Origin of the sequence: Thauera sp. SWB20 (assembly GCF_000831325.1) — a bacterium.
Classification (GTDB): domain Bacteria; phylum Pseudomonadota; class Gammaproteobacteria; order Burkholderiales; family Rhodocyclaceae; genus Thauera; species Thauera aminoaromatica.
The window spans coordinates 123258-147069 of the sequence record NZ_JTDM01000019.1 but is presented as its reverse complement, the minus strand read 5'-3'; the positions used below and the strand labels follow the sequence as shown (position 1 = coordinate 147069).

General features: G+C 68.7%; 21 protein-coding genes and 1 pseudogene. 7 read left to right on the top strand and 15 right to left on the bottom strand.

Features of this window, described 5'->3' with window-relative positions:
• Nucleotides 1-2: 2 nt before the first annotated feature.
• The 5 genes and pseudogenes from PO78_RS12510 to PO78_RS12490 all read right to left on the bottom strand — a co-directional run bounded on the left by PO78_RS12510 (nucleotide 3) and on the right by PO78_RS12490 (nucleotide 7793).
• Nucleotides 3-1679, bottom strand: a pseudogene (locus PO78_RS12510) (AMP-binding protein).
• 462 nt (nucleotides 1680-2141) lie between these two features.
• Entirely contained in the window at nucleotides 2142-4145 is a 2004-nt protein-coding gene (locus PO78_RS12505; RefSeq protein ID WP_012584619.1) for an acetyl/propionyl/methylcrotonyl-CoA carboxylase subunit alpha, read from the bottom strand.
• 43 nt (nucleotides 4146-4188) lie between these two features.
• Entirely contained in the window at nucleotides 4189-4980 is a 792-nt protein-coding gene (locus PO78_RS12500) for an enoyl-CoA hydratase/isomerase family protein (RefSeq protein ID WP_004315431.1), read from the bottom strand.
• Nucleotides 4981-4989: 9 nt separating this feature from the next.
• Nucleotides 4990-6597: a carboxyl transferase domain-containing protein gene (locus PO78_RS12495; protein WP_004315429.1), complete on the bottom strand. Its 1608-nt coding sequence runs from the start codon at nucleotides 6595-6597 to the stop codon at nucleotides 4990-4992.
• Nucleotides 6598-6611: 14 nt separating this feature from the next.
• Entirely contained in the window at nucleotides 6612-7793 is a 1182-nt protein-coding gene (locus tag PO78_RS12490) for an isovaleryl-CoA dehydrogenase (protein WP_004315427.1), read from the bottom strand.
• 162 nt (nucleotides 7794-7955) lie between these two features.
• Between PO78_RS12490 and PO78_RS12485 the strand changes: the two genes are divergently transcribed.
• Nucleotides 7956-9002: an AraC family transcriptional regulator gene (locus PO78_RS12485; protein ID WP_004315425.1), complete on the top strand. Its 1047-nt coding sequence runs from the start codon at nucleotides 7956-7958 to the stop codon at nucleotides 9000-9002.
• A 21-nt stretch (nucleotides 9003-9023) separates the two neighbouring features.
• Here the strand turns inward: PO78_RS12485 and PO78_RS12480 are convergent, their stop codons facing one another.
• Nucleotides 9024-10109 (bottom strand): hypothetical protein, encoded by a 1086-nt coding sequence (locus PO78_RS12480; RefSeq protein ID WP_231570707.1) that lies wholly within the window; start codon nucleotides 10107-10109, stop codon nucleotides 9024-9026.
• Nucleotides 10110-10285: 176 nt separating this feature from the next.
• Entirely contained in the window at nucleotides 10286-10651 is a 366-nt protein-coding gene (locus tag PO78_RS12475; RefSeq protein WP_004312062.1) for a cupin domain-containing protein, read from the bottom strand.
• Nucleotides 10652-10897: 246 nt separating this feature from the next.
• Between PO78_RS12475 and PO78_RS12470 the strand changes: the two genes are divergently transcribed.
• Nucleotides 10898-11431, top strand: a complete 534-nt coding sequence (locus PO78_RS12470; protein WP_004312063.1) for a hypothetical protein — start codon at nucleotides 10898-10900, stop codon at nucleotides 11429-11431.
• 122 nt (nucleotides 11432-11553) lie between these two features.
• On the opposite strand, the gene PO78_RS12465 is transcribed toward PO78_RS12470, so the two are convergent.
• A complete protein-coding gene (locus PO78_RS12465) occupies nucleotides 11554-11979 on the bottom strand; it encodes a nuclear transport factor 2 family protein (RefSeq protein ID WP_012584613.1) in 426 nt (141 codons plus the stop codon).
• Nucleotides 11980-12085: 106 nt separating this feature from the next.
• Between PO78_RS12465 and PO78_RS12460 the strand changes: the two genes are divergently transcribed.
• A complete protein-coding gene (locus PO78_RS12460; RefSeq protein ID WP_004312066.1) occupies nucleotides 12086-12670 on the top strand; it encodes a DUF2889 domain-containing protein in 585 nt (194 codons plus the stop codon).
• Between the two features lie 37 nt (nucleotides 12671-12707).
• On the opposite strand, the gene PO78_RS12455 is transcribed toward PO78_RS12460, so the two are convergent.
• The 6 genes from PO78_RS12455 to PO78_RS12430 form a co-directional block, all read right to left on the bottom strand.
• A complete protein-coding gene (locus PO78_RS12455; RefSeq protein WP_004312067.1) occupies nucleotides 12708-13160 on the bottom strand; it encodes a hypothetical protein in 453 nt (150 codons plus the stop codon).
• 41 nt (nucleotides 13161-13201) lie between these two features.
• Nucleotides 13202-13624, bottom strand: coding sequence for a hypothetical protein (locus PO78_RS12450; protein ID WP_040829175.1), 423 nt, complete (start codon nucleotides 13622-13624; stop codon nucleotides 13202-13204).
• Between the two features lie 265 nt (nucleotides 13625-13889).
• Nucleotides 13890-15023 (bottom strand): acyl-CoA dehydrogenase, encoded by a 1134-nt coding sequence (locus tag PO78_RS12445; protein WP_004312069.1) that lies wholly within the window; start codon nucleotides 15021-15023, stop codon nucleotides 13890-13892.
• Between the two features lie 133 nt (nucleotides 15024-15156).
• Nucleotides 15157-16365: an acetyl-CoA C-acetyltransferase gene (locus tag PO78_RS12440; RefSeq protein ID WP_043744098.1), complete on the bottom strand. Its 1209-nt coding sequence runs from the start codon at nucleotides 16363-16365 to the stop codon at nucleotides 15157-15159.
• Between the two features lie 46 nt (nucleotides 16366-16411).
• Complete coding sequence (gene can, locus PO78_RS12435; protein ID WP_043744095.1) at nucleotides 16412-17554, bottom strand: carbonate dehydratase; 1143 nt, start codon at nucleotides 17552-17554, stop codon at nucleotides 16412-16414.
• Nucleotides 17555-17613: 59 nt separating this feature from the next.
• Complete coding sequence (locus tag PO78_RS12430) at nucleotides 17614-18081, bottom strand: PaaI family thioesterase (RefSeq protein WP_004312072.1); 468 nt, start codon at nucleotides 18079-18081, stop codon at nucleotides 17614-17616.
• 151 nt (nucleotides 18082-18232) lie between these two features.
• On the opposite strand from PO78_RS12430, the gene PO78_RS12425 reads away from it, so the two are divergent.
• The 3 genes from PO78_RS12425 (at nucleotide 18233) to PO78_RS12415 (ending at nucleotide 21714) form a co-directional block, all read left to right on the top strand.
• Nucleotides 18233-19267 carry an MBL fold metallo-hydrolase gene (locus PO78_RS12425; RefSeq protein ID WP_012584604.1) on the top strand — a complete coding sequence of 345 codons (1035 nt, stop codon included), beginning with the start codon at nucleotides 18233-18235 and terminating at the stop codon, nucleotides 19265-19267.
• Nucleotides 19268-19316: 49 nt separating this feature from the next.
• Nucleotides 19317-21140: a class I poly(R)-hydroxyalkanoic acid synthase gene (gene phaC / locus PO78_RS12420; protein WP_004312074.1), complete on the top strand. Its 1824-nt coding sequence runs from the start codon at nucleotides 19317-19319 to the stop codon at nucleotides 21138-21140.
• A 97-nt stretch (nucleotides 21141-21237) separates the two neighbouring features.
• Entirely contained in the window at nucleotides 21238-21714 is a 477-nt protein-coding gene (locus PO78_RS12415; protein ID WP_043744090.1) for a PIN domain-containing protein, read from the top strand.
• A 9-nt stretch (nucleotides 21715-21723) separates the two neighbouring features.
• Here PO78_RS12415 and PO78_RS12410 read toward each other — a convergent pair whose 3' ends face one another.
• On the bottom strand, nucleotides 21724-22563 hold the full coding sequence (locus tag PO78_RS12410) for a helical backbone metal receptor (protein WP_004312076.1): 840 nt from the start codon (nucleotides 22561-22563) through the stop codon (nucleotides 21724-21726).
• A 271-nt stretch (nucleotides 22564-22834) separates the two neighbouring features.
• Here PO78_RS12410 and PO78_RS12405 point away from each other — a divergent pair, with 271 nt between their 5' ends.
• On the top strand, nucleotides 22835-23803 hold the full coding sequence (locus tag PO78_RS12405) for a TAXI family TRAP transporter solute-binding subunit (RefSeq protein WP_004312078.1): 969 nt from the start codon (nucleotides 22835-22837) through the stop codon (nucleotides 23801-23803).
• The last annotated feature ends 9 nt before the right edge of the window (nucleotides 23804-23812 follow it).

Here is a 23812-nt window from a genome sequence, read left to right as displayed (position 1 = left end):
GATCAGGCGGTCTTCGCCTCGTCGAGCCCGAGCTCTTCCTTCATCCTCTGGCGGATCAGGAACTTCTGGATCTTGCCGGTCACCGTCATCGGGAAGCTGTCGACGAAGCGGATGTAGCGCGGGATCTTGTAGTGGGCGATCTGGCCCTTGCAATACTCGCGCACCTCATCCTCGGTGAGGCGCTCGCCCTCGCGCGGGATGATCTAGGCGCACAGCTCCTCGCCGAACTTCTGGTCGGGGATGCCGACCACCTGCACGTCGAGCACCTTGGGGTGGGCGTAGAGGAACTCCTCGATCTCGCGCGGATAGATGTTCTCGCCGCCGCGGATCACCATGTCCTTGATGCGGCCGACGATGTTGCAGTAGCCCTCGTCGTCGATCACCGCGAGGTCGCCGGTGTGCATCCAGCCGCCGGCGTCGATCGCCTCCTTCGTCCTGGCCTCGTCGTCCCAGTAACCGAGCATCACCGAATAGCCTCGGGTGCACAACTCGCCGGACTGGCCGCGCGGCACGATGCGGCCCTCGTTGTCGACGATCTTCACCTCGAGATGGGGCTGGATGCGGCCCACGGTGGATACGCGGCGGTCGATGGGGTCGTCGGTGCCGCTCTGGAAGCTCACCGGCGAGGTCTCCGTCATGCCGTAGGCGATGGTCACCTCGGACATGTTCATCTTGCCGATCACCCGCTTCATGACCTCGATCGGACACGGGCTGCCGGCCATGATGCCGGTGCGCAGGCTGGAAAGGTCGAACTCCGCGAAGCGCGGATGATCGAGCGCGGCGATGAACATGGTGGGCACGCCGTAGAGGCCGGTGCATTTTTCCTGGGCCACGGTCTCCAGCACCGCCAGGGGCTCGAAGGCCTCGCCCGGATAGACCATGGTGGCGCCGTGGGTCAGGCAGCCGAGGTTACCCATCACCATGCCGAAGCAGTGATAGAGCGGGACCGGGATGCACAGCCGGTCGCCGGGCATCAGCTTGATCGCCTCGCCGACGAAGAAGCCGTTGTTGAGGATGTTGTGGTGCGACAGGGTCGCACCCTTGGGGTGGCCGGTGGTGCCGGAGGTGAACTGGATGTTGATCGGGTCGTCGAACTGCAGCTTCTCGGACAGCACGGCGAGCGCGGTCAGTTCCTCGCGGCTGGGCGCGCGCAGCAAGTCGTCGAAGCTCATCATGCCGGGCGACTTCTCTGCGCCCATGCGGATCACCATCTCCAGGCTGGGCAGCAGGCCGGGCTCGCAATGGCCGAGCTCGGGCGCAAGGTCGGCGATCATCTCGAGGTAGTTGCTGGTCTTGAAGGCGGGCGACAGGATCAGCGCGCGGCAACCGACCTTCTCGAGCGCGTATTCGAGCTCGGAGCGGCGGTAGGCGGGGTTGATGTTCACCAGCACCAGGCCGGCCTTGGCGCTGGCGAACTGGGTCAGCGCCCACTCCATGTTGTTCTGCGACCAGATGCCGATGCGCTCGCCCGGTTCCAGGCCGAGGCGCATCAGGCCGCAGGCGAGCGCGTCGACCTTGCTCTTCAACTGCGCGTAGGTCAGGCGCACGTCCTGGTGACGCACCACCAGCGCCTCGCGGCCGGCGTGGCGGGCGCAGGCCTCGTCGAAGAAGCGGCCGATGGTCTGGCCGATCAGGGGTTTGGCGGAAGCGCCGTGCACATAGCTCGCAGTGCTGCTCATCGTGTCGTCCTCTCTCCTGTTCTTGTCGTCGCGCGGCATGTCGCGCTCGCAATCCTGTCCATCCCGTGCCCGCGCCACCACGGAACCGTTTCATTCGCGACTTGCGTCGCTCCTACACGAAGCCCCAGACGTGCGCGCCGTTTCCGTCATCACCGACGCACCCGATCGCAAGCGGGCGGGGAGCCCCACACGCGCGCGGTTTTCCGGCATCGCCGACGCACCCCATCGCAGGTGGGCAGGAAGCGCCAGATGCCCGGCGCTTCCCGTAGGAGCGACGCAAGTCGCGATCGGGCGGCTGCGCGGCACAGGCATGGCGCCGGTGCGCCCTGCGGCATGCATGGACGCCTCCTGCGGAAAACCGCCGCGCCTCGGGGGCCATGTGGGAGCGACGCCAGTCGCGATTGCTGCCGGGCACCCGCGACCGCGCCGAACAGGCGCAGGCGCCCCGCCACGGCGTTCGCCTCAAACCGCCGCGGCTTCGAACTCCACCAGCTCGGCACCGTCGCCGACCTGGTCGCCGACGCCGAAGCGGAAGGCCTTGACCGTGCCAGCCGCCGGCGCGGTGATGGTGTGCTCCATCTTCATCGCCTCCAGGATCAGCAGCGGCGCGCCCTTCTCCACCTTCGCCCCCTCTGCGGCGACCAGCGCGATCACCTTGCCCGGCATCGGCGCCATCAGCCCGCCCTCGGCGCCACCGCCCTCGCCACCGTGGTGCAGCGGGTCGACCGCGGCCAGTTGCCAGGCGCGGCCCCTGGCGAAGACGTGGCGACGGCCGGCGGCGGCGATCACGGTGGCGTCCATGCGGGTGCCGTCGAGCTCGACCCGCAGCAGGCCGCGCGGGTTGAGCTCGCCGCGCGCGACCACGCTGCTGCTGCCCACCGTCAGCCGCCAGGCGCCGGGCAGGTAGGCCACCTCGACCGCGCGCTCGCTCTCGCCGTGGCGGAACAACAAGCTGCGGCAGGCGGTGGCGTTCATGCGCCAGCCGTCGCGGGCATGCCAGGGCGAGGCCGGATCGGCGCCGCGCGCCGCGCGGCGGTCGGCGAAGGCGGCGTCGCGCAGCAGCTCGGCAAGCGCGGCGATCTGCAGGACCTCGGCCGGCACGGCCTCGTCGGCTGGAAACAGGTAGGCCTTCTCGCGCTCGATGAGCCCGGTGTCGAGGTCGGCGCCGGCGAAGGCCGGACAGGCCGTGAGGCGCGACAGGAACTCGATGTTGTTGGCCACGCCCACCACCCGGTAGTCGGCGAGGGCCTGCAGCATGCGGGCGAGCGCGCGGTCGCGGTTGATGTCCCACACGATCAGCTTGGCGATCATCGGGTCGTAGTGCGGGCTGATCTCGTCGCCCTCCTCGACGCCGGTGTCGACGCGCACGTGCAGGCTCTCGGCCGGCGGCGCCAGATGCACCAGCTTGCCGGTCGAGGGCAGGAAGCCCTTGGCCGGGTCTTCGGCGTAGATGCGCGCTTCCAGCGCATGGCCGCGGATCTGCAGTTGCTCCTGCGCCAGCGGCAGCTTCTCGCCCGAGGCGACGCGCAGCTGCCACTCGACGAGGTCCAGCCCGGTGATCATCTCGGTGACCGGGTGCTCGACCTGCAGGCGGGTGTTCATCTCCATGAAGTAGAAGGAACCGTCCTGGTTGGCGATGAACTCCACCGTGCCCGCGCCGACATAGCCCACCGCCTTGGCCGCATCGACCGCGGCCTTGCCCATCGCGGCGCGGCGCTCGAGCGTCATGCCGGGCGCGGGGGCTTCTTCGAGCACCTTCTGGTGGCGGCGCTGCACCGAGCAGTCGCGCTCGAACAGGTACACCACGTTGCCGTGGGTGTCGCCGAAGACCTGGATCTCGATGTGGCGCGGCTTGGTGATGTACTTCTCGACCAGCACGTGGTCGTCGCCGAAGCTGGAGATCGCCTCGCGCTTGCAGGAGGCGAGCAGATCGATGAAGTCCTCCGACCTGTCGACCAGGCGCATGCCCTTGCCGCCGCCGCCGGCCGCAGCCTTGATCAGCACCGGGTAGCCGATGGCGTCGGCCTGCTGGTGCAGCCAGGCCGGGTCCTGGTCGTCGCCGTGGTAGCCGGGCGTCAGCGGCACGCCGGCCGCCTCCATCAGCTTCTTGGCCTCGGACTTCGAGCCCATGGCGCGGATCGCCGACACCGGCGGGCCGATGAAGACGATGCCTTCGCGCTCGCAGGCGTGGCAGAAATCCTCGTTCTCGGACAGGAAGCCGTAGCCGGGGTGGATGGCCTGGGCACCGGTCTGCTTCGCGGCAGCGATGATCTTGTCGATCACCAGGTAGCTCTCGCGCGCCGCCGCCGGGCCGATCAGCACCGCCTCGTCGGCCAGGCGCACGTGGCGGGCATTGGCGTCGGCCTCGGAATACACCGCGACGGTCTTGATGCCCATGCGGCGGGCGGTCTTGATGACGCGGCAGGCGATTTCCCCGCGGTTGGCAATCAGGATCTTGTCGAACATTTCGTCTCCAGCGTGTCTTGTGTCGGTTCGGCACGTCGGCCGCTCAAGCCTGCGCGATCCACGCCGCGGGGCGCTTGTCGAGAAACGCCGCCAGGCCTTCCTTGGCCTCGGGCGTGGCGCGCAGGCTGGCGATGCGGCGCGCGGTGTCTTCCACCAACGCATCGCTCAGCGGCCGGTTGGCCACCGCGCGGATCAGGTCCTTGGCCGCGGCCTGCGACTTCGGACCGCCCTGCAGCAGGGCCTCGACGACCTCCTTCACCTTGGCGTCCAGTTCCTCGCTCGCCACCGCCTCGTGCGCCAGGCCGAGTTCGGCCGCGCGCGCCGCGCCGATGCGCTCGGCGGTCTGGAAGTAGCGGGTGGCCTGACGCTCACCGATGGCGCGGATCACGTAGGGGCTGATCGCCGACGGGATGATCCCGAACTTGACCTCGGAGGTCGCGAACACCGCCTTGTCCCCGGCGATGCAGATGTCGCAGGCGCTCGCCAGGCCCATGCCGCCGCCCAGCGCCGCGCCGTGCACGCGCGCGATCGTGGGCTTGTTCATCTCGGCCAGGGTGCGCAGCATGCCGGCAAGCCGCATCGCGTCGGCGAAGTTCTCCGCCTCGCTCGCCTCGCCGGCAGCCTTCATCCAATTGAGGTCGGCGCCGGCCGAGAAGCTTTTTCCCCGCCCGGCCAGCACCACCGCGCGCACCGCCTCGTCGGCATCCAGTTCGATGCAGGCCGTCGTGAGGTCGGCGATCAGTTGCGCGTTGAAGGCGTTGTGCACGTCCGGGCGATTCATCCAGATCGTCGCCACGCCGGCTGCGCGCACGATCTCCAGGGTCTCGTAGCTCATCTCGCCCCCTTACATCCGGAACACACCGAACTTCGTCTGCGGGATCGGCGCGTTGAGCGTGGCCGACAGCGACAGGCCGAGCACGCGGCGCGACTGCGCGGGGTCGATCACGCCGTCGTCCCACAGGCGGGCGGTGGCGTAGTAGGGATGACCCTGCACCTCGTACTGCTCGCGGATCGGCGCCTTGAAGGCTTCTTCGTCTTCCTTGCTCCAGGTGCCGCCCCTGGCCTCGATGCCGTCGCGGCGCACCGTGGAGAGCACGCTCGCGGCCTGCTCGCCGCCCATCACGCTGACGCGCGCGTTCGGCCACATCCACAGGAAGCGCGGCGAGTAGGCGCGGCCGCACATGCCGTAGTTGCCGGCACCGAAGCTGCCGCCCATGATCATGGTGATCTTCGGCACCTGCACGGTGGCGACCGCGGTGACCATCTTGGCGCCGTCCTTGGCGATGCCGCCGTTCTCGTACTTGCGCCCGACCATGAAGCCGGTGATGTTCTGCAGGAACAGCAGCGGGATGCCGCGCTGGCCGCACAGCTCGACGAAGTGCGCGCCCTTCTGCGCCGACTCGCCGAACAGGATGCCGTTGTTGGCGACGATGCCCACCGGGTAGCCGTAGAGGCGGGCGAAGCCGGTGACCAGGGTGGTGCCGTAGCGCGGCTTGAACTCGTCGAAACGCGAGCCGTCGACGACGCGCGCGATGACCTCGCGCACGTCGTAGGGCTTGCGCGGGTCGGCGGGGATGATGCCGTAGATCTCCTCGGGGTCGTAGGCGGGTTCCTCGCTGTCGGCGAGCGCCAGTTCGACCTCCTTGCGCTGGTTGAGGTTGGAGACGATGCGGCGCGCAATGTGGAGCGCGTGGCTGTCGTTCTCGGCGAGGTAGTCGGCCACGCCCGAGATGCGCGTGTGCACGTCACCGCCGCCGAGGTCCTCGGCGCTCACCACCTCGCCGGTGGCCGCCTTCACCAGCGGCGGACCGCCGAGGAAGATCGTGCCCTGGTTCTTGACGATCACCGCCTCGTCCGACATCGCCGGCACGTAGGCGCCGCCGGCGGTGCACGAGCCCATCACCACCGCGATCTGCGGGATGCCCTGGGCGGACATGTTGGCCTGGTTGAAGAAGATGCGGCCGAAGTGGTCGCGGTCGGGGAAGACCTCGTCCTGCGTCGGCAGGTTGGCGCCGCCCGAGTCGACGAGGTAGATGCAGGGCAGGCGGTTGGCCTGGGCGATCTCCTGCGCGCGCAGATGCTTCTTCACCGTCATCGGGAAATAGCTGCCGCCCTTCACGGTGGCGTCGTTGGCCACGATCATGCATTCGAGGCCCTGCACGCGGCCGATGCCGGCGATCACGCCGGCGCTCGGCGCGTCGTTGTCGTACATGCCGTAGGCCGCCATCTGGCCGATCTCGAGGAAGGCCGTGCCGGGGTCGAGCAGGTGGCCGACGCGGTCGCGCGGGAGCAGCTTGCCGCGCGCGGTGTGCTTGGCGCGCGCCGCCTCGCCGCCGCCGAGGCTGACCTCGGCGGCCTTGGCGCGCAGGTCCTCGACCAGGCCGCGCATGGCGCTGGCGTTGGCCTGGAAGTCGGCGCTGCGGGTGTTGATGCCGGATTTGATCACGCTCATGGGGGTGGCTCCGCTCAACGGGTCTCGGAGAAGAGTTCGCGGCCGATCAGCATGCGGCGGATCTCGCTGGTGCCGGCGCCGATCTCGTACAGCTTGGCGTCGCGCCACAGGCGGCCGGTGGCATATTCGTTGGTGTAGCCCACGCCGCCGAGGGTCTGGATCGCCTCGCCGGCCATCCAGGTGGCCTTCTCGGCGGTGTACAGGATCACACCGGCAGCGTCCTTGCGCAGCGTGCGCGCATGGTCGGTGCGGTCGCAGGCCTGGCCCACGGCGTAGGCATAGGCGCGGCAGGCGCTCCAGGTGGAGTAAAGGTCGGCGACCTTGCCCTGCATGAGCTGGAATTCGCCGATCGGGGTGTCGAACTGCTTGCGCTCGTGCAGGTAGGGCACCACCACGTCCATGCACGCCGCCATGATGCCGAGCGGGCCGCCGGAGAGCACCGCGCGCTCGTAGTCCAGGCCGCTCATCAGCACCTGCACGCCGCGACCGATGTTGGCCTCGCCGCCGAGCACGTTCTCCGCCGGCACCTCGACGTCGTCGAAGAACAGCGGGAAGGTGTTGGAGCCGCGCATGCCGAGCTTGTCGAGGTGGGTGCCGTGGCTGAACCCCTTCATGCCCTTCTCGATGATGAAGGCGGTGATGCCCTTGGGGCCGGCGGCGATGTCGGTCTTGGCATAGACAACCAGGGTGTCGGCGTCGCCGCCGTTGGTGATCCACATCTTGCTGCCGTTGAGGATGAAGCGGTCACCCTTGCGGTCGGCGCGCAGCTTCATGCTCACCACGTCGGAGCCGGCGTTGGGTTCGGACATCGCCAGCGCGCCCACGTGCTCGCCCGAGATCAGCTTGGGCAGGTACTTCTGCTTCTGCGCCTCGGTGCCGTTGCGGCGGATCTGGTTGATGCACAGGTTGGAGTGCGCACCGTAGGACAGGCCCACCGAGGCCGAGGCGCGCGAGATCTCCTCCATCGCCACGATGTGCGCCAGGTAGCCCATGTCGGTGCCGCCGTACTCCTCGCTCACCGTCATGCCGTGCACGCCGAGGTCGCCGAGCTTCTTCCACAGGTCGGCGGGAAACTCGTTGACGCGGTCGATCTCGGCCGCGCGCGGGGCGATCTCGGCGGCGCAGAAGGCCTGCAGGGTGTCGCGCAGGGCGTCGATGGTCTCGCCGAGGTTGAAGTTCAGGCTGGGCACGTTCATGGGGTGTCTCCTTCTCGAGGTTGTCCTGGCGCGTGGGGCGGTGCGCGGAAAATCCATTATGGACGGCACATGCCCGCGGTTGGGGCGAGATTAACCGGGCCGCTCGCGCGGCGAGTGCCATCGAGGTTGCAATTCGTGCCACGCCGGCTAGCATTCCGGCACATGAAGATCCTCGCCCCCTCGCCCGCCGAACTCACCCGCGGCCGCGCCGCCACGCCGATCGCCTTCATCCGTGCGATCGTTTCCGGGTATCGGCTGCGGGGCATGGATCCGGCCAGCGCGCTGGCGCAGGCGCAGATCCCGCCCGCGCTGCTGGAAGATCCGGCCGCACATGTCACCGCCGCGCAGATGGAGCTGCTCTCGGGCGTGGCGATGCAGGAGCTCGACGACGAGGCACTGGGCTGGTTCTCGCGCCGCCTGCCCTGGGGCAGCTACGGCATGCTCTGCCGCGCCTCACTGACCTCGCCGACGCTGGAGGTGGCGCTCAAGCGCTGGTGCCGTCACCACCGCCTGCTGACCGAGGACATCGTCTTCGAGCTCGCGCAACGCGGCGGCATGGCCACGATCCACGTCGCCGAGCACGCCGGACTCGGCGAGCTGCGCGAGTTCTGCCTCGTCAGCACGCTGCGCTACCTGCTCGGCTACGCCTGCTGGCTGGTCGATTCGCGCATCGCGCTCGGCGAGGCCGCCTTCCCCTTCCCTGCCCCGGCGCACGCCGACGCCTACGCCTACCTCTTCGCCGGCCCGGCGCGTTTCTCCGCCGCGGCCGCCTGCATCCGCTTCGACGCGCGCTACCTCGCCCTGCCGGTGCGCCGCGACGAGAAGGCGCTGCAGGCCATGCTGCAGCGTGCGCTGCCGCTCACCGTGCTGCAGTACCGCCGCGACCGCCTGCTGGTGCATGGCGTCGCGCAATTGCTCGCCGCCAACCCCGCCGCCGCCCACACCGCCGAGGAGGTTGCCGCACAGCTCAACCTGTCGGTGCGCACCCTGCACCGACAGCTCAAGGAAGAAGGCGTGTCGCTGCAGCGCCTGAAGAACGCGGCGCGGCGGGAGCATGCGGTGAAGCTGCTGCTGCAGAGCGCCAGACCGGTGAAGCAGATCGCGGCCGCCGTGGGCTTCGACAGCGAGAAGAGCTTCGCGCGCGCGTTCCGGGAGTGGACGGGGGTCGCGCCAAGCGCGTACCGGTCAAACGCAGAGCCCGCCTGCTAGCGGACGCCTTTCATCCACGGCCTAGATCAGGTTGCTCGGGTTGGAGCACGCCGACTTCGACACCGCCGGCGCAGGCGGCCGCCCCGAGAGGTCGATCGTCGCAGCGTAATAGGAATTGGAATTCGCGAAGGGTGCGATGCGCTGTCCGAGCTCGAGCCGGAACGGTGCCCGTCCCGGCGCGCTGCCCGAGAACACCCGTTGCCACTCGCCGGCGCCGAATTCCTCGCAAGCGATCTCGGTGAGCGTGACGCCGCGCACGCGCATTGCACCGACGATGTCGTAGGGTGGCTCGGCGCCGACCTCCATCCAGCTCATTCCCAGGGTTTTCGCGGCGGGCGAACCGGTCACCGAGACCTCGAACTTGCCCAGGCGACCGCTCGCCGACAGCTCTCGTGAGCGGGGCCTGGCCGCCCAGCGCACGCCGGCCAGGCGCTGGCGCAGACTCGCCAGCGGCACCGCTTCACCCGCCGAGGCCGGCAGGGCGGCCAGCAGTGCATCGGTCGCCTCCGCACTCTCGGTGACCTTGCCCCAGTCCGCCACACATTGCTCGTCGGCCCAGCGTGCAGCATCCGCACTGCGCGAAACATAGGCCTGGCGGCATCCGGCCAGGAAGCGCGAACGCGCCGCGGGCGGCACCACCAGGGGCGCGGGCGGGGAACCCGCCGCTGCGCCGACACCTGGCGCCGCCGGCACAGGCGCGGCCGCGGATGGTGCCGCCCCCGCATCACTCACCGCGACCGCTTCACCAAAGCCATGCCCGTTCCACGCCAGTTGCGCGGCACACTGCGTGCGGGGGTTGCTGCCTGCACCGCAGGCTGCCCCCTGGCGGGCGATCTGCACCTTGGCCGGCTTGCCGGCGAGCACCCGATAGCCGACGAGCCGATCGGAATAGACGCGGCGCGCCGCGTTGCGCGCATCGACGACGAAGATATCCACCCGCCCTGCGCCCCCCGGGCGGAACAGACCCGGCCGGCCGAGGCAGTCGTAATCGCCCTCGGAGAGCAGATAGTCGAGCCGGCCATCGCCCGTGAAATCCTGCGCCACGACGAAACGCCCTGCCCCGGCGCGACCGCCAGCGGCGACGCAGCGCCGGTCGAGCTCGTCCATGTGATCGAGCACCACGTTCGGGATGGGTGGGCGCGCCTGCGCGAAGACCGCCGAAGCGACGCAGAGGCCAAGAACGAGCGAACAGAATCTTGCGGGCATGGCAGCGACCTCCGGGTGGCTTCTGCAGCCTAGACGCTGCACCCGCCACGGGCAAGGCGCCCGCCCGATCGCGCCCCTCAACCCATCTCGCCACGCTTCACGAACACGTAGTGCTTCGCCACCGTCTCCAGCACCTCGAACACCCCGTTGAAGCCCGCCGGGATCACGCACGCCTCGCCCGGCCCGAACTCGCGTGCGAGACCGCCCTCGTCGGTGATGCGGATGCGTCCAGAGAGCACATGGAAGAACTCGTCGGTGTCGTCGGCGAAGGCGATCCGCCACGCGCCCGGCTCGCAGCCCCACAGCCCGGCGGACATGCCGTCGCGCTCGAAGTGGGCCCACGTGGCGCGCTGCGGATTGCCCGCGACCAGGCGCTCGAGGCGAGGGAAGTCGAAGCTCGGTTGCGTCTTTGCGGCGGAAAAGGCGGTGAGCGTCTTGTGCATGGCGGCAACGGGGAGGCAGTGGAGGCCGCATTCTAGCCTCGCTGCCCGATCTGGCGAGCCGGCCCCGACCAGTCAGCTCGCCAACGCACGCTCCAGCCCAAGGCGCACCGCCGTCCTCCTCCATGCCCGACCGCTCGCGCGGCCCCCTGTCCTCGCGCCCCCACCACGTTCCCCCGGCCGGGAGGCCGCCGCGGACTGCGCGCCGGCGGGTCTAGAATGAGCGTATCAGGACCCCAGGCCCCCACAATGAACGCGCCCTTCCTCGCCTTCCTGACCTGGCCGCAACGCTGGCTGCTGTTGGCCGTGCTGCTTGCCCTTTCTGCGCTCTTGTTGTTCGGACGCATCGCAAGCTTGGACGAGTTCATCAAGGCCAGGGGCGAGGGTGGCATCATGGCGCTCCAGTTCGCTGGATCGGCGGCCCGCGCCGCGCATCTCCTCGTCGCCTGGCGCGGCCTGGAGGATCTCTTGCGCTCGCAGACCCGCTGGGACTTCCTCTTCCTGCTGGTCTACCCGGCGGTACTCTCGCTCGCCTGCGCGATGCTGGCCGAGGCGCGAGGCAACCCTCTGCCGACGATCGGGATCTTCGTCGCCTGGCTCGCACTTGCGGCGATACCGCTCGACGCGATCGAGAATCTGGCCACGCTGCGCATGATCGACCACGGTGCGAGCGAACCGCTGGCGCGATGGATCACCGTCTGCGCAACGATGAAATTCGCCATCGTCCTAACTGCCGCCGGCTACCTGCTCGTGGCGGGAATCGCGACACTCTTCCAGCGCTGATGACCCGGCCGGGATCCCGCATCCCCCGCGGCGGGACGGGTGCAGGTCGACACCACAGCACCACGCCGCACGCCCGGATCAGCGACTCGGGGCGCCCCGGTCCGCGCACACCCCTGCAGCCCTTACACCGGTTCCGGCATGCTGTGCCACCAGATGGCACAGCGCGTGCACACGCCACTGCCGAACTCCGCCTTCAACACGCCGTCGAGCACCATGCGCGGCAGCGGGTCGCCCGGCTTGCGCGCGACCAGGTTGGTGCCGGTGGATTGCGCCCAGATCCGGAACAACTCCTCCGAGGCCACCTGGTAGGTGACGTGCCAGTGCGCGATGCCGCCGGCGGGCGAGGTGGCGAGGATCTCGTAGCGCACCTGCACGTCCTCCTGCAGCTTCACGCGCTGCCAGTAGGCGGCGAGTTGCGCATGTCCGCGCTGCACCGCAAAGGGGGTGTTGTGGTATTCGCCATCCTCCGCGAACAGGGCGCAGAACTGCGCCTCGTCGCGTTCCTCCCAGGCCTTCTTGTACCCTTGCATGAATTGTTCGATATCCATCTTTTAGCCTCCTCGCTCTCTTGTTATCGTCCACCTCCCAGCCACGGCAGTATAGGCGCCACGGCGCGCGGGCCACGAGGGCGGAACGGATCAGAGGGCGGAAGACATGCTGGGAAACAGCGAACGGGAACGGGTGCACACGCGCCGCATCGTGTGCGAGGCCTTTCGGCGCCGCGACGGGCTGTGGGAAATCGAGGCGACGGTGATCGACGAGAAGGGCGAGGACATGCCCTTCCGCTCTCGTCCGATGGTGCGCCCGGGGCAATCCCTCCACGACATCACGATCGCCGTGCTGATCGATGACGACGCCGTGATCCACGACGTCGCCGCGCGGATGCAGACCGTGCCCTGGGCGGCCTGTCCGGAAAGCCAGGCCGCCTACCGCCGCCTGATCGGGCTGCAGATCGGCGCGGGCTTCATGCGCGAGGTCCGCGAGCGCGTGGGCGGGGTGGCGGGCTGCACCCACCTCACCGACCTGCTCGTGCAGGTCGGCAACACCTACACCCAGGCGATCTGGCCCACGCTGATCGCCCGCCAGTTCGCCGCCGAGCCGGACCCACGAAAATGGACCGACCGCCGCGCGGTCGGCTTCGTCGGCGGCTGCGCAGCGTGGCGGCAAGACGGGGACACACTCAGGCAGGAATATCCGGAGCTGGCGGCGGAGTTCGTCGCGAAGCGGGACGAAACCTGAGGCCAGAACCCGGCAACGCCCACCCGCCGGGCGCAGGTCACACCTTCAGATCGACGACCTGCCCGGGCTGGACGCTCAGCGCAGGCCGGACACCGGCCGCGGGGGTGTACAGGTCAGAGGATGCTGTGGGCGCGGGGATCCGGCCGGATTCCTGCAGCCCAAGCCCCTGGGAAGGGCCCGCCTCGGCCGCATCGGCGAGCCGGCCGACCGCCGCCGATAAGGTCTGCGCCACACGGTCCATGCCACGCACCGAGGCTACCGCTTGCTTGCCGATTTCCGCGCGGGTGCGTGCCTGCCCCGCCTGGGTCTGAAGTTCGTCGGCGCGACGTTGGGCAGTGTCCGCCTCGTCACGCGCGCTCGCAGCCTCCGCGGAGAGCGCGGCCGCCTTGGCCTCGAGCTGTTCGGCACTTCGCCGTGCCTGCTCGCGCGAGAGCTGCGCGCCGACCCAGGAGGCCGTGGAGGCGGAGGATCCGAGACCTTGTATGGACATGATGGCCGGCCCTCAGCGGGCTTGAGCACCGCTGCGGGGACTCAGGTACGCAACACGCCCGGCTCGCGCTGGCCCGGCGCCGTCGGTTGCTCAGGCTGGCTCGGGCGCGCGGAAGCATTGTTGGCGCCCACCTGCGACATCGCCTCGTAGGACGCGAGCGCACGTTGCGCGGAGTAGTTGCTGCGCACGTCGCCATTGGCCGCGGCGGCGCGGGCCTGCTCGACCGCACGTGCCTCGACCGAGCCGCCCTGCGCAGGCGGCTGCGCCACGCCCTCGCCACGCGCGGCCGCGCTCAGCGTGACCACCGCGCTCGGCTGCGCGACCTGGCTTGCCGAGGCGTCACGTGCTGGGGGTTCCTGCGCACGCGCCGCCTGTTCGGGCGCGGCGGCCTGCGCCTGACGCGGCTCGCTTGGCCGCATCAGCTCGCGGGTGACGGAATTCATTGCAGGGGACACGGCTTCCATGACGCTCGCCTCGCTGATCGTTCTTCAAGCTTCTTAGCGCGCCCGGGCCTGCAAGCACAAAGCCATTCATTCGCAGCCCGCTCCGACGCTCCTGCAGCGGATGTTCTCACGAACGCGGCCGCTGCGGCTGTGGCACGGGTCACGACCGCCCGGCAGATTGCCCACGAGGGGCGACGGCGGTGCAGGAAACAGCTTCCCGAGCCGCACAGGACGCAAGGCCGCCCCCCGCCCAGGGAAGCCGGCCTGCAGCCGCGCCAGCGCAGGCTCAGCCCGCCAGCGCGCGCCCGATCACCAGCTTCTGGATGTCGCTGGCGCCTTCGTAGATCTGGCACACGCGCACGTCGCGGTAGATGCGCTCGACCGGGAAGTCGGTGACGTAGCCATAGCCGCCGTGCACCTGGATGGCGTCCGAGCACACACGCTCGGCCATCTCGGAGGCGAACAGCTTGGCCATCGAGGCCTCCTTGAGGCAGGGGCGGCCCGCGTCCTTCAGGCTGGCGGCGTGCCACACGAGCTGGCGCGCAGCCTCCAGTTGCGTGGCCATGTCGGCGAGGCGGAAGTTGACCGCCTGGTGCTCGAAGATCGGCTTGCCGAAGCTCTCGCGCTCCTGGGCGTACTTGACCGCAGCCTCCAGCGCCGCACGCGCCATGCCGAGGCACTGCGCGGCGATGCCGATACGGCCGGCCTCGAGGTTCGACAGCGCGATCCTGTAGCCCTCGCCTTCCTTGCCGACCACCGAATCCGCGGGGATGCGGCAATCCTCGAAGAGGATCTGGGTGGTGTCGGAGGCCTTCTGCCCCATCTTCTCCTCGATGCGGCCCACCTGGTAGCCGGGCGCATTGGCCGGCACCAGGAAGCAGGTGATGCCCTTCTTGCCGGCGGCCTTGTCGGTCACCGCGAACACGATGGCAACATCGGCGTGCTTGCCGGTGGTGATGAACTGCTTGACGCCGTTCAACACCCACTCGTTGCCGTCGCGGACCGCGCTGGTGCGGATCGCCGAAGCGTCCGAGCCCACATGCGGCTCGGTCAGACAGAAGCAGCCGAGCTTCTCGCCGCGGGCGAGCGGCTTCAACCACGCCTCCTTCTGCGCGTCGCTGCCGAAGCGGTTGAGGATGCCGCAGGGCAGCGAGTTCTGCACGCTGACGATGGTCGAGGTGGCGCCGTCGCCGGCGGCGATCTCTTCCAGCGTGAGCACCAGGCTCATGTAGTCCATGCCGGCGCCGCCCCATTCCTCGGGCACCACCATGCCGAGCGCGCCGAGTTCGGCGAGCTCGTTCAGCGCCTCGCGCGGGAAGGTGTGGTTACGGTCCCATTCGGCAGCGAAGGGGGCCAAGCGCTCCTGCGCGAAGGCACGCATGGAGTCGCGGATGAGTTCCTGTTCCTGGGTGAGAATCATTGCACTGCTGTCCTTGTAGAAATCCTTGCTGGTGTGGCGCTGCACGTCGTAGGGGCGCCCCGGCGGGTCGCACCTAACGAAACGCGAGTCCTGGCAGAGTCGTCTCGCGAGCGGCCGCAGCGCTTGATCCGATTCAGCCGCAGGCCACCGACGAATCGACCTCGATCGCCATCGCGGTGGCTTCGCCGCCGCCGATGCACAGGCTGGCCACGCCGCGCTTGAGGCCGCGCTTGCGCAGCGCGCCGATCAGCGAGACCAGGATGCGCGCGCCCGAAGCGCCGATCGGGTGGCCGAGCGCGCAGGCGCCGCCGTTCACGTTGACCTTGTCGTGCGGCAGCTTCATCTCGTGCATCGCCGCCATGGTGACGACCGCGAAGGCCTCGTTGATCTCCCACAGGTCGACCTGCTCGGTGGTCCAGCCCGCCTTGGCCAGCACTTTCTGCATCGCGCCCACCGGCGCGGTGGTAAACAGCGCCGGTTCCTGCGCATGCGTGGCGTGGCCGATGATGGTCGCGACCGGCTTCACGCCGAGCTTCTCGGCGGTGGACTTGCGCATCAGCACCAGCGCGGCGGCGCCGTCCGAGATGGAGCTCGAGTTGGCCGGCGTAACGGTACCGTCCTTCTTGAACGCCGGCTTGAGCGAGGGGATCTTGTCGATCTGCGCCTTCAGCGGCTGCTCGTCCTTGTCGACCACCACGTCGCCCTTGCGGCTGGCCACGGTGACCGGCACCACCTCCCAGCTGAAGTCGCCGTTGTTGATCGCGGCCTGCGCGCGCGTGGTCGAGGCGATCGCGAACTCGTCCTGGGCCTGGCGGGTGAAGTTGAAGTGGCCGGCGCAATCCTCGGCGAAGGTGCCCATGAGGCGGCCCTTGTTCTCCTTGGAGTAGCTGTCTTCCAGGCCGTCGAGGAACATGTGGTCGAACATCTGGCCGTGGCCGAGGCGATAGCCGGCACGCGCCTTGGGCAGCAGGTAGGGGGCGTTGGACATCGACTCCATGCCACCGGCGACCATGACCTCGTTGCTGCCGGCGAGGATGAGGTCGTGCGCCAGCATGGTGGCCTTCATGCCCGAGCCGCACACCTTGTTGATCGTGGTGCAGCCGGCCGACAGCGGCAGGCCGGCGCCGAGCGCGGCCTGGCGGGCAGGCGCCTGGCCGAGACCGGCGGGCAGCACGCAGCCCATGATCACTTCCTGCACCTGCGCGGGCGCGACGCCGGCACGCTCGACCGCGGCCTTGATCGCGATCGAGCCGAGCTGCGGCGTGGTGAGGCTGGACAGGTCGCCCTGGAAACCACCCAGCGGGGTGCGAGCGACGGAAACGATGACGACGGGATCGGACATGGAACTCTCCTGTTATGGGTGTTGATCGATTCGATTTGCGCGGCGCTCAGTTGCCGAGCGCCTCCAGCGCCGCGACGTAGCGCGGCATGAGATCGTCGGAACGGCTGAGGTTCATCCCGAGGTCGCGGATCAGACCGTCCTGCAGGCCGTAGATCCAGCCATGCACGGTGAGGCGCTGGCCGCGCCGCCAGGCGTCCTGCACGACCACGGTCTGCGCCACGTTGGCCACCTGCTCGATGACGTTGAGCTCGCACAGGCGATCGTGGCGCAGTTCGGGCGCCAGGCCATCGACGGCCTTCAGATGGCGCACATGGACGTCCTGCACGTGGCGCAGCCAAAGATCGACGAGGCCGACGCGCGCACGTTCGAGCGCGGCCTTGACGCCGCCGCAGCCGTAGTGGCCAACGACCATGATGTGCTTCACCTGCAGTACATCGACCGCGTACTGGATCACCGCCAGCGCGTTGAGGTCGGTGTGCACGATCACGTTGGCGATGTTGCGGTGGACGAAGACCTCGCCCGGCAGCAGGCCGACGATCTGGTTGGCCGGCACGCGCGAGTCGGAACAGCCGATCCAGAGGTACTCCGGGGCCTGAAGCTGCGCCAGCTTGCCGAAGAAGCCGGGGTCGAGCTGCTGCATCTGGCGCGACCACGCCTGGTTGTAGTCGAAGAGGTGGAAGAGGTTCTCGTTGCTGACCTCGTCCTCCGACCAGTTCTCCAGGTCCAGGGTCAGGAAGATCGCACCCTCGATCGGCGAGGGGTAGCAGGCGGGCACTTCCTTGAAGCCGAGCTCGCGGTAGAGCTTGACCGCGATCCGCATCGACGGGATGGTGTCGAGCAGGATGCGGCGGTAGCCGAACAGACGCGCCGCCTTGATGGCGGCGAGCGCGAGCTTGCGCCCCACGCCGCCGCCACGGAAGGCCGGATCGACGTAGAGCCGCTTCATCTCGCACACGCCCTCGGAGAAGCGGCGGATGCCCACGCAGCCGGCCGGCTTGCCATCGACCTCGGCGTAGAACAGGCGGCCGTCGGCGGCGCCGTAGGCCCCCGGCAGGTTGGCGATCTCGTCGGCGAAGCCCTGGAAGCTCAGGTCCACGCCGAGCCAGGCGGCGTACTGGCGGAAGAAGCCGCGCACGTGCTCGAGCTCGACGGTGTCGTTGGCGCCGAGGGCGCACAGACGGGTGGGCATGGCAGGACTCCGGGAAGGTTCGGGGACGGATCTCTCGGGGGAGGGGGAAGAGCAAGCCTTCAGGCGGCGCGCTCCTTCTTGCCGTGCATGGCCATGATCGTCTGCTGCATCAGCGCACACAAGGTCCACTTGCCGTCGCGGATGGCGAAGACCTCGGCCTTGGTGATGATCAGCGTGCGCCCCGGCTTGACCACCTCGCCGCGCGCCACCAGGCGCTCGCCGTCGGCGGGGGCGACGAGATTGAGCTTGTACTCGACGGTGAGCACGCTGGTGTCGGCCGGGGTCAGGGTGTTGGCCGCGTAGCCCGCGGCCGAGTCGGCGATCATGCCGACCACCCCGCCGTGGACGAAGCCGTGCTGCTGGGAGATCTCCGCCTTGAAGGGCAGGTGGATCTCGGTGTAGCCGGGCTCGACCACCGGAATCTCGGCGCCGATCAGGCGCATTGCCTGCTGCAGGGCGAAGCTGGCGCGCACGCGCTCGGCGTAGCCGGGGTCACGGGGCTGGAACTGGGGCAATTCGGGGCGCATCTTCGTGTCTCCGTCGAGTGTGTAATTATGCCAGCCAATACGTTAACGTTAACGTAATCGATCCCATTCCGGAACGGCCCGACGGCGTGAGCGCCGTCCGCGCACGCCGGTCCGCACGCTGAACGTGCCCGCCCCCCGTAGAGGAGACCCCATGAGCCCCCCCGACCCCACGGTCCTCGAATACCCCTTCGACAGCCTGCCCTCGCCCGGTCACTCGATCGAGATCGCCCCCGGCCTGCGCTGGGTGCGCATGCGCCTGCCCTTCGCGCTCGACCACATCAACCTGTGGCTGCTCGACGAAGGCGAGACGCTCGCGGTGGTGGACTGCGGCTTCGCCCGCGACGAGACGCGCGAGGCGTGGGACGCCGTGCTCGCCGCGGACGGCCGGCCACTGCGCCGCGTCGTGGTGACCCACCACCACCCCGACCACATCGGCCTCGCCACCTGGCTGGCCGCGCGCGACGACGCGGCGATCCACATGACCCAGGGCGAGTTCTTCGCCGCCCAGGCAGTGTGGCACCAGCTGCCGGGCTATTGCGCCACCGACATGGTCGAGCAGTTCCGCCGCCACGGCCTCGACGAGATGCGCCGCGACGCCCTGCTGACCCGCGGCAACGCCTACCGCATCGGTGCGCCGCAGGTGCCCGGCCGCTACGAGCGCATGTTTGCCGGCGACGAGTTGCGCATCGGCGCCCATACCTGGCGCGTCATCGTCGGCTTCGGCCACGCACCCGAGCACGCCAGCCTGTACTGCGCGGAGCTCGGCGTGTTGATCGCGGGCGACATGTTGCTGCCGCGCATCTCCACCAACGTCAGCGTTTATGCTGCAACGCCGCATGGCGACGCCCTGGGATGGTTTCTCCACTCATTGCGAGAATTCTGCACCTTGCCCGACGACACGCTCGTGCTACCATCACATGGCAAACCTTTCAAGGGTATCCGGGCACGCGTGGAGCAGCTCGTCGAGCATCATCGCGAACGTTGCGAGGTGCTTGTGGCGGCTTGTGCCATGCCGCAAAGCGCCGCAGCATTGCTGCCGACGCTGTTTCCGCGCGAGCTCGATACCCATCAGGTCATGTTCGCCATGGGGGAAGCGATCGCTCACCTCAACCATCTCGAGAAGAGGGGAGAGCTCTCGAGACGCGTCGATGCGGACGGCCTGATCCGTTTCACCCATTGTCCGTAACATTGTCCGCAACAGACCGCCCCGCCGCAAAAACAGGAGCCCGAACAAGATGGCCGCACCCAGCAACGAGACCCCCGCCTGCGACCTGCCCGACCCGCAGGAAGTCGCCAAGACCTATGCCGAAGTCGCCCGCCGCGCCTCGCACCTGATCAGCGACCACGTGCACCGCCAACTCAAGAAGGGCGTGAGCACCCCCGCCGACGAGCTCGGCATCGCCCAGGCCTTCATGGACATGATGGCCAAGCTGCTGGCCAACCCGTACAAGCTCGCCCAGGCGCAGATGAATCTGGTGTGGGACTACTTCTCGCTGTGGCAGCACTCGATGATGCGTGTCGCCGGCCTGAGCGCCTCGCCCGTCGCCGCCCCCGAGAAGAGCGACAAGCGCTTCAAGGACGAGGAGTGGGAGCAGCACTTCCTGTTCGACTTCATCAAGCAGTCCTACCTGATCGCCGCGCGCCACATCCACGACACCGTCAGCGGCGTCGACGGCCTCGACGAGCAGACGCAGAAGAAGGTCACCTTCTACACCCGCCAGTATATCGACGCGCTGTCGCCGTCGAACTTCGCGATGACCAACCCCGAGGTCTTCCGCGAGACGGTCAAGAGCCACGGCCAGAACCTGCTCAAGGGCCTCAACAACCTGCTGCGCGACGTCGAGGACGGCGGCGGCAACCTGCGCGTCAAGATGACCGACACCTCGGCCTTCGAGCTGGGCAAGAACGTCGCCACCACGCCGGGCAAGGTCGTTTTCCAGACCGAGATGATGCAGCTGCTGCAGTACACCCCGAGCACCGAAAAGGTCCTCAAGAAGCCGCTGCTGATCGTGCCGCCCTGGATCAACAAGTTCTACATCCTCGACCTGCGCGAGAAGAACTCCTACATCAAGTGGGCAGTGGACCAGGGCCACACCGTGTTCGTGATCTCCTGGGTCAACCCCGACGAGCGCCTGGCGCAGAAGAGCTTCGACGCCTACGTCAAGGAAGGCGTCATCGCCGCCCTCGACGCGATCGAGCGCCAGACCGGCGAGAAGGAAGTGAATGCCGCGGGCTATTGCCTGGGTGGGACCCTGCTGGCGACCACGCTCGCCTACCTCGCCGCCAAGCGCCAGAAGCGCATCCTCTCGGCGACCTTCTTCACCACCATGACCGACTTCACCGATCCGGGCGAACTCGGCGTGTTCATCGACGAAGGCCAGGTTTCCAGCCTCGAGAAGAAGATGTTCGAGCGCGGCTACCTGGAAGGCTCGGAGATGGCCGGCACCTTCAACATGCTGCGCGCCAACGACCTCATCTGGTCCTTCGTGGTCAACAACTACCTGCTCGGCAAGGATCCGTTCCCGTTCGACCTGCTGTACTGGAACTCGGACTCGACCCGCATGCCGGCGGCCATGCACAGCTTCTACCTGCGCACGATGTACATGGAAAACCGCCTGATCGAGCCGGGCGGCATCGAGATCGACGGCACCCCGATCGACCTCGGCAAGATCAAGGTGCCGTGCTACTTCATTTCCACGATCGAGGATCACATCGCGCCGTGGAAGAGCACCTACATGGGCGCCCGTCGCTTCGGCGGCCCGACCCGCTTCGTGCTCGGCGGCTCCGGCCATATCGCCGGCATCGTGAACCCGCCCGCCGCCAATAAGTACGGCTACTGGCTCAACCCGAGCGCGAAGCTCGCCGAGACCGCCGACGCCTGGCTGGAAGGCGCTCAGCAGCACCCGGGCTCGTGGTGGACCGACTGGCAGGCCTGGGTCACCGCACACGACAGCGAGCAGACCGAGGCGCGCGATCCGGTGAACGGCAAGCTCGAGGTCCTCGAAGACGCCCCGGGCAGCTTCGTCAAGATCCGCATCGACGCCAAGGCCGCCGCCTGAGCCTTGTCGCGACGAGTACGGGGAGGGGAAGCCCTCCCCGTTTTTCGTTCACCACGCTGCATCGCCGCGCCGGCGACCCGGCTCACCCACTGCGAACGTGACCGAACCCTCCTCGCAAGCCCCCCTGCCGCCCACCCTCGTGCTCGACACCAACACGGTGCTCGCGCTGTGGATGTTCCGCGACCCCGCGCTCGAGGCATTACGCGCGTGGATCGACGCAGGATCGTGCCGCCTGGTCTCGCGTGCAGATGCGCTGGAAGAGTTGCGCCGCGTGCTCGCCTATGCGCAGTTCGGTCTCGACCCGGGCCGCCAGGATGGCCTGCGCGCACGCTACATCGACCGCATCGCAGTGCTGGCGGACGATGCCGACGCCGGCACGCTCCCCAGCTGTCGCGACCCCGACGACCAGAAGTTCCTCGAAATCGCCGGCGCCGCCGGCATGGCGACGCTGATCACCCGCGACAAAGCCCTGTTGCGCCTGGCGCGCCACCGCCTCGTACGCGAGCGCTTCGCCATCCTCACCCCGGAACAAGTGCAGCACACGCTCGCACAGCCGCGCGCAACGCCGGCCTGAGCCCCCGGCTCACGCCAGCCCGCGCCGCAGCGCCATCAGCCAGCGCAGGCCGCGCGCGGCACGGCTACCGTACCACGACACCATCTCGCCATCGACCAGCAGCGCCGGGCGCGCAGCCAGGCGCGCGACCTCGGCGAGATGCGCCGCGCGGAAGCGGTAGGGCTCGGTGGACAGCAGCACGCGCTCGACTCCGGCGAGCCAGGGCGCATTCCAGTCGAAGGCGGGATAGCGCGCCGCTCCGGTCTCGCCACCTTCCACCGCTGGCAGGGTGCTCCAGCCGACCTCGGCGAGCGTGGCGGCGATGTAGGTGTCGCGCGCCACCGTCATCCAGGGCTCGCGCCAGATCAGGTAGAGCACGCGCTCGCCGGCGAGCGCCGCGCGCAACGCCGCGGCCTCGTCGAGCACTGCGCGCAGTTCGTGGGCGAGCCGGGCGGCGGCTCCTTCAGCGCCGAAGACGCCGCCGAGCAGCGCGAAGAGGACCAGGTTGTCCTGCGGCGTGTTGGGATGGGTGACGACGATGTGGGGCACGAAGGCGGCGAGCGCGTCGACGGTTTCGCGGCGGTTCTCGTCCATGTTGACGAGAACATGCGTGGGCGCGAGCTCGCGGATGCGCGCGAGATTGACGTCCTTCGTCCCGCCGACCTTGGGAACGGCGCGCAAGGCCTCGCGCGGGTGTACGCAGAAGCCGGTGCGCCCGACGAGGCGCTCGCCCAGGCCGAGGTCGAACACCAGTTCGGTCAAGGAGGGCACCAGGGAGACGATGCGCGCGTCCGCGCCGGCGGGCGAATGCAGCCGCCCGGCAGCGTCGATCCAGGTCGGGCACCCGTCCTGTGAAGCCTTGGAATGCATGGTCAATGCTCGGATGAAACGTGCGGAGCCGCATCTTATCGCGCCACACCCTCCCGCCCTCGCGCCCTGCGGGGAATTCATGTGCAAGCCGCGCACCTCGGGAAATCCCGAGTGCAGGCAGGAATCGTTTTGTGCCAAGCTTGGCCATTCTTGGTGGGCGCTCGTGGCCGCTTTCGCGGCCACCCGGCTCCCGCCCCGATCCGCAGCACGTGTCCTCCCTGTCGGCGCCCCTTCGGCCAGCCGGCGTTCCACCTTCACGGAGAAAGCTCACATGAAAAGACTGACTGCCCTGGCTGCCGCCTTCGCAATCGCCGGCTCGCTCGGCGCCGCCCCCGCGCACGCCCAGCAGAAGTTCATCACGATCGGTACCGGGGGTGTCACGGGCGTCTACTACGCCGCGGGCGGCGCGATCTGCCGCCTGATCAACAAGGACCGCGCCCAGCACGGCGTGCGCTGCTCGGTCGAAAGCACCGGCGGTTCGGTGTACAACGTGAATACCATCAAGGCCGGCGAACTCGACTTCGGCGTCTCGCAGTCGGACATCCAGTACAACGCGCTCAAGGGCGAGGTCCAGTTCAAGGACGGCGGCGCCTTCGCAGACCTGCGCTCGGTGTTCTCGCTGCATGGCGAGCCGCTGACCGTGCTGGCGCGCAAGGAAGCCAACATCGGCAAGATGGAGGACTTCAAGGGCAAGCGCTTCAACATCGGCAACCCGGGTTCGGGCCAGCGCGCGACCCTCGAGGTGCTTCTGCCGGCGATGGGCATGAGCTTCGCCGACTTCTCGCTCGCCTCCGAGCTCAAGCCCGACGAGCACGGCGCCGCGCTATGCGACAACAAGATCGACGGCTTCGCCTTCGTGGTCGGCCACCCGGCGGCCAACATCCAGGATCCGACCACCACCTGCGGCGCCAAGCTGGTGCCGATCACCGGCGCGGGCGTGGACAAGATCCTCGCCCAGTACCCCTACTTCGCTCCGGTCACCATCCCGGGCGGCATGTATGCCAACAACCCGGATGCGACCAAGACCTTCGGCGTGGTGGCGAGCATCGTGACCTCGGCCAAGGTGCCGGTGGAGTCGGTCTACATCATGGTCAAGGCGGTGTTCGAGAACTTCGAGGACTTCAAGAAGCTGCACCCGGCCTTCGCCAACCTGCAGCCGCAGGACATGATCAAGAACGGCATGTCGGCCCCGCTGCACGAGGGCGCGGTGAAGTACTACAAGGAAAAGGGCTGGATGTAAGTCCACCGC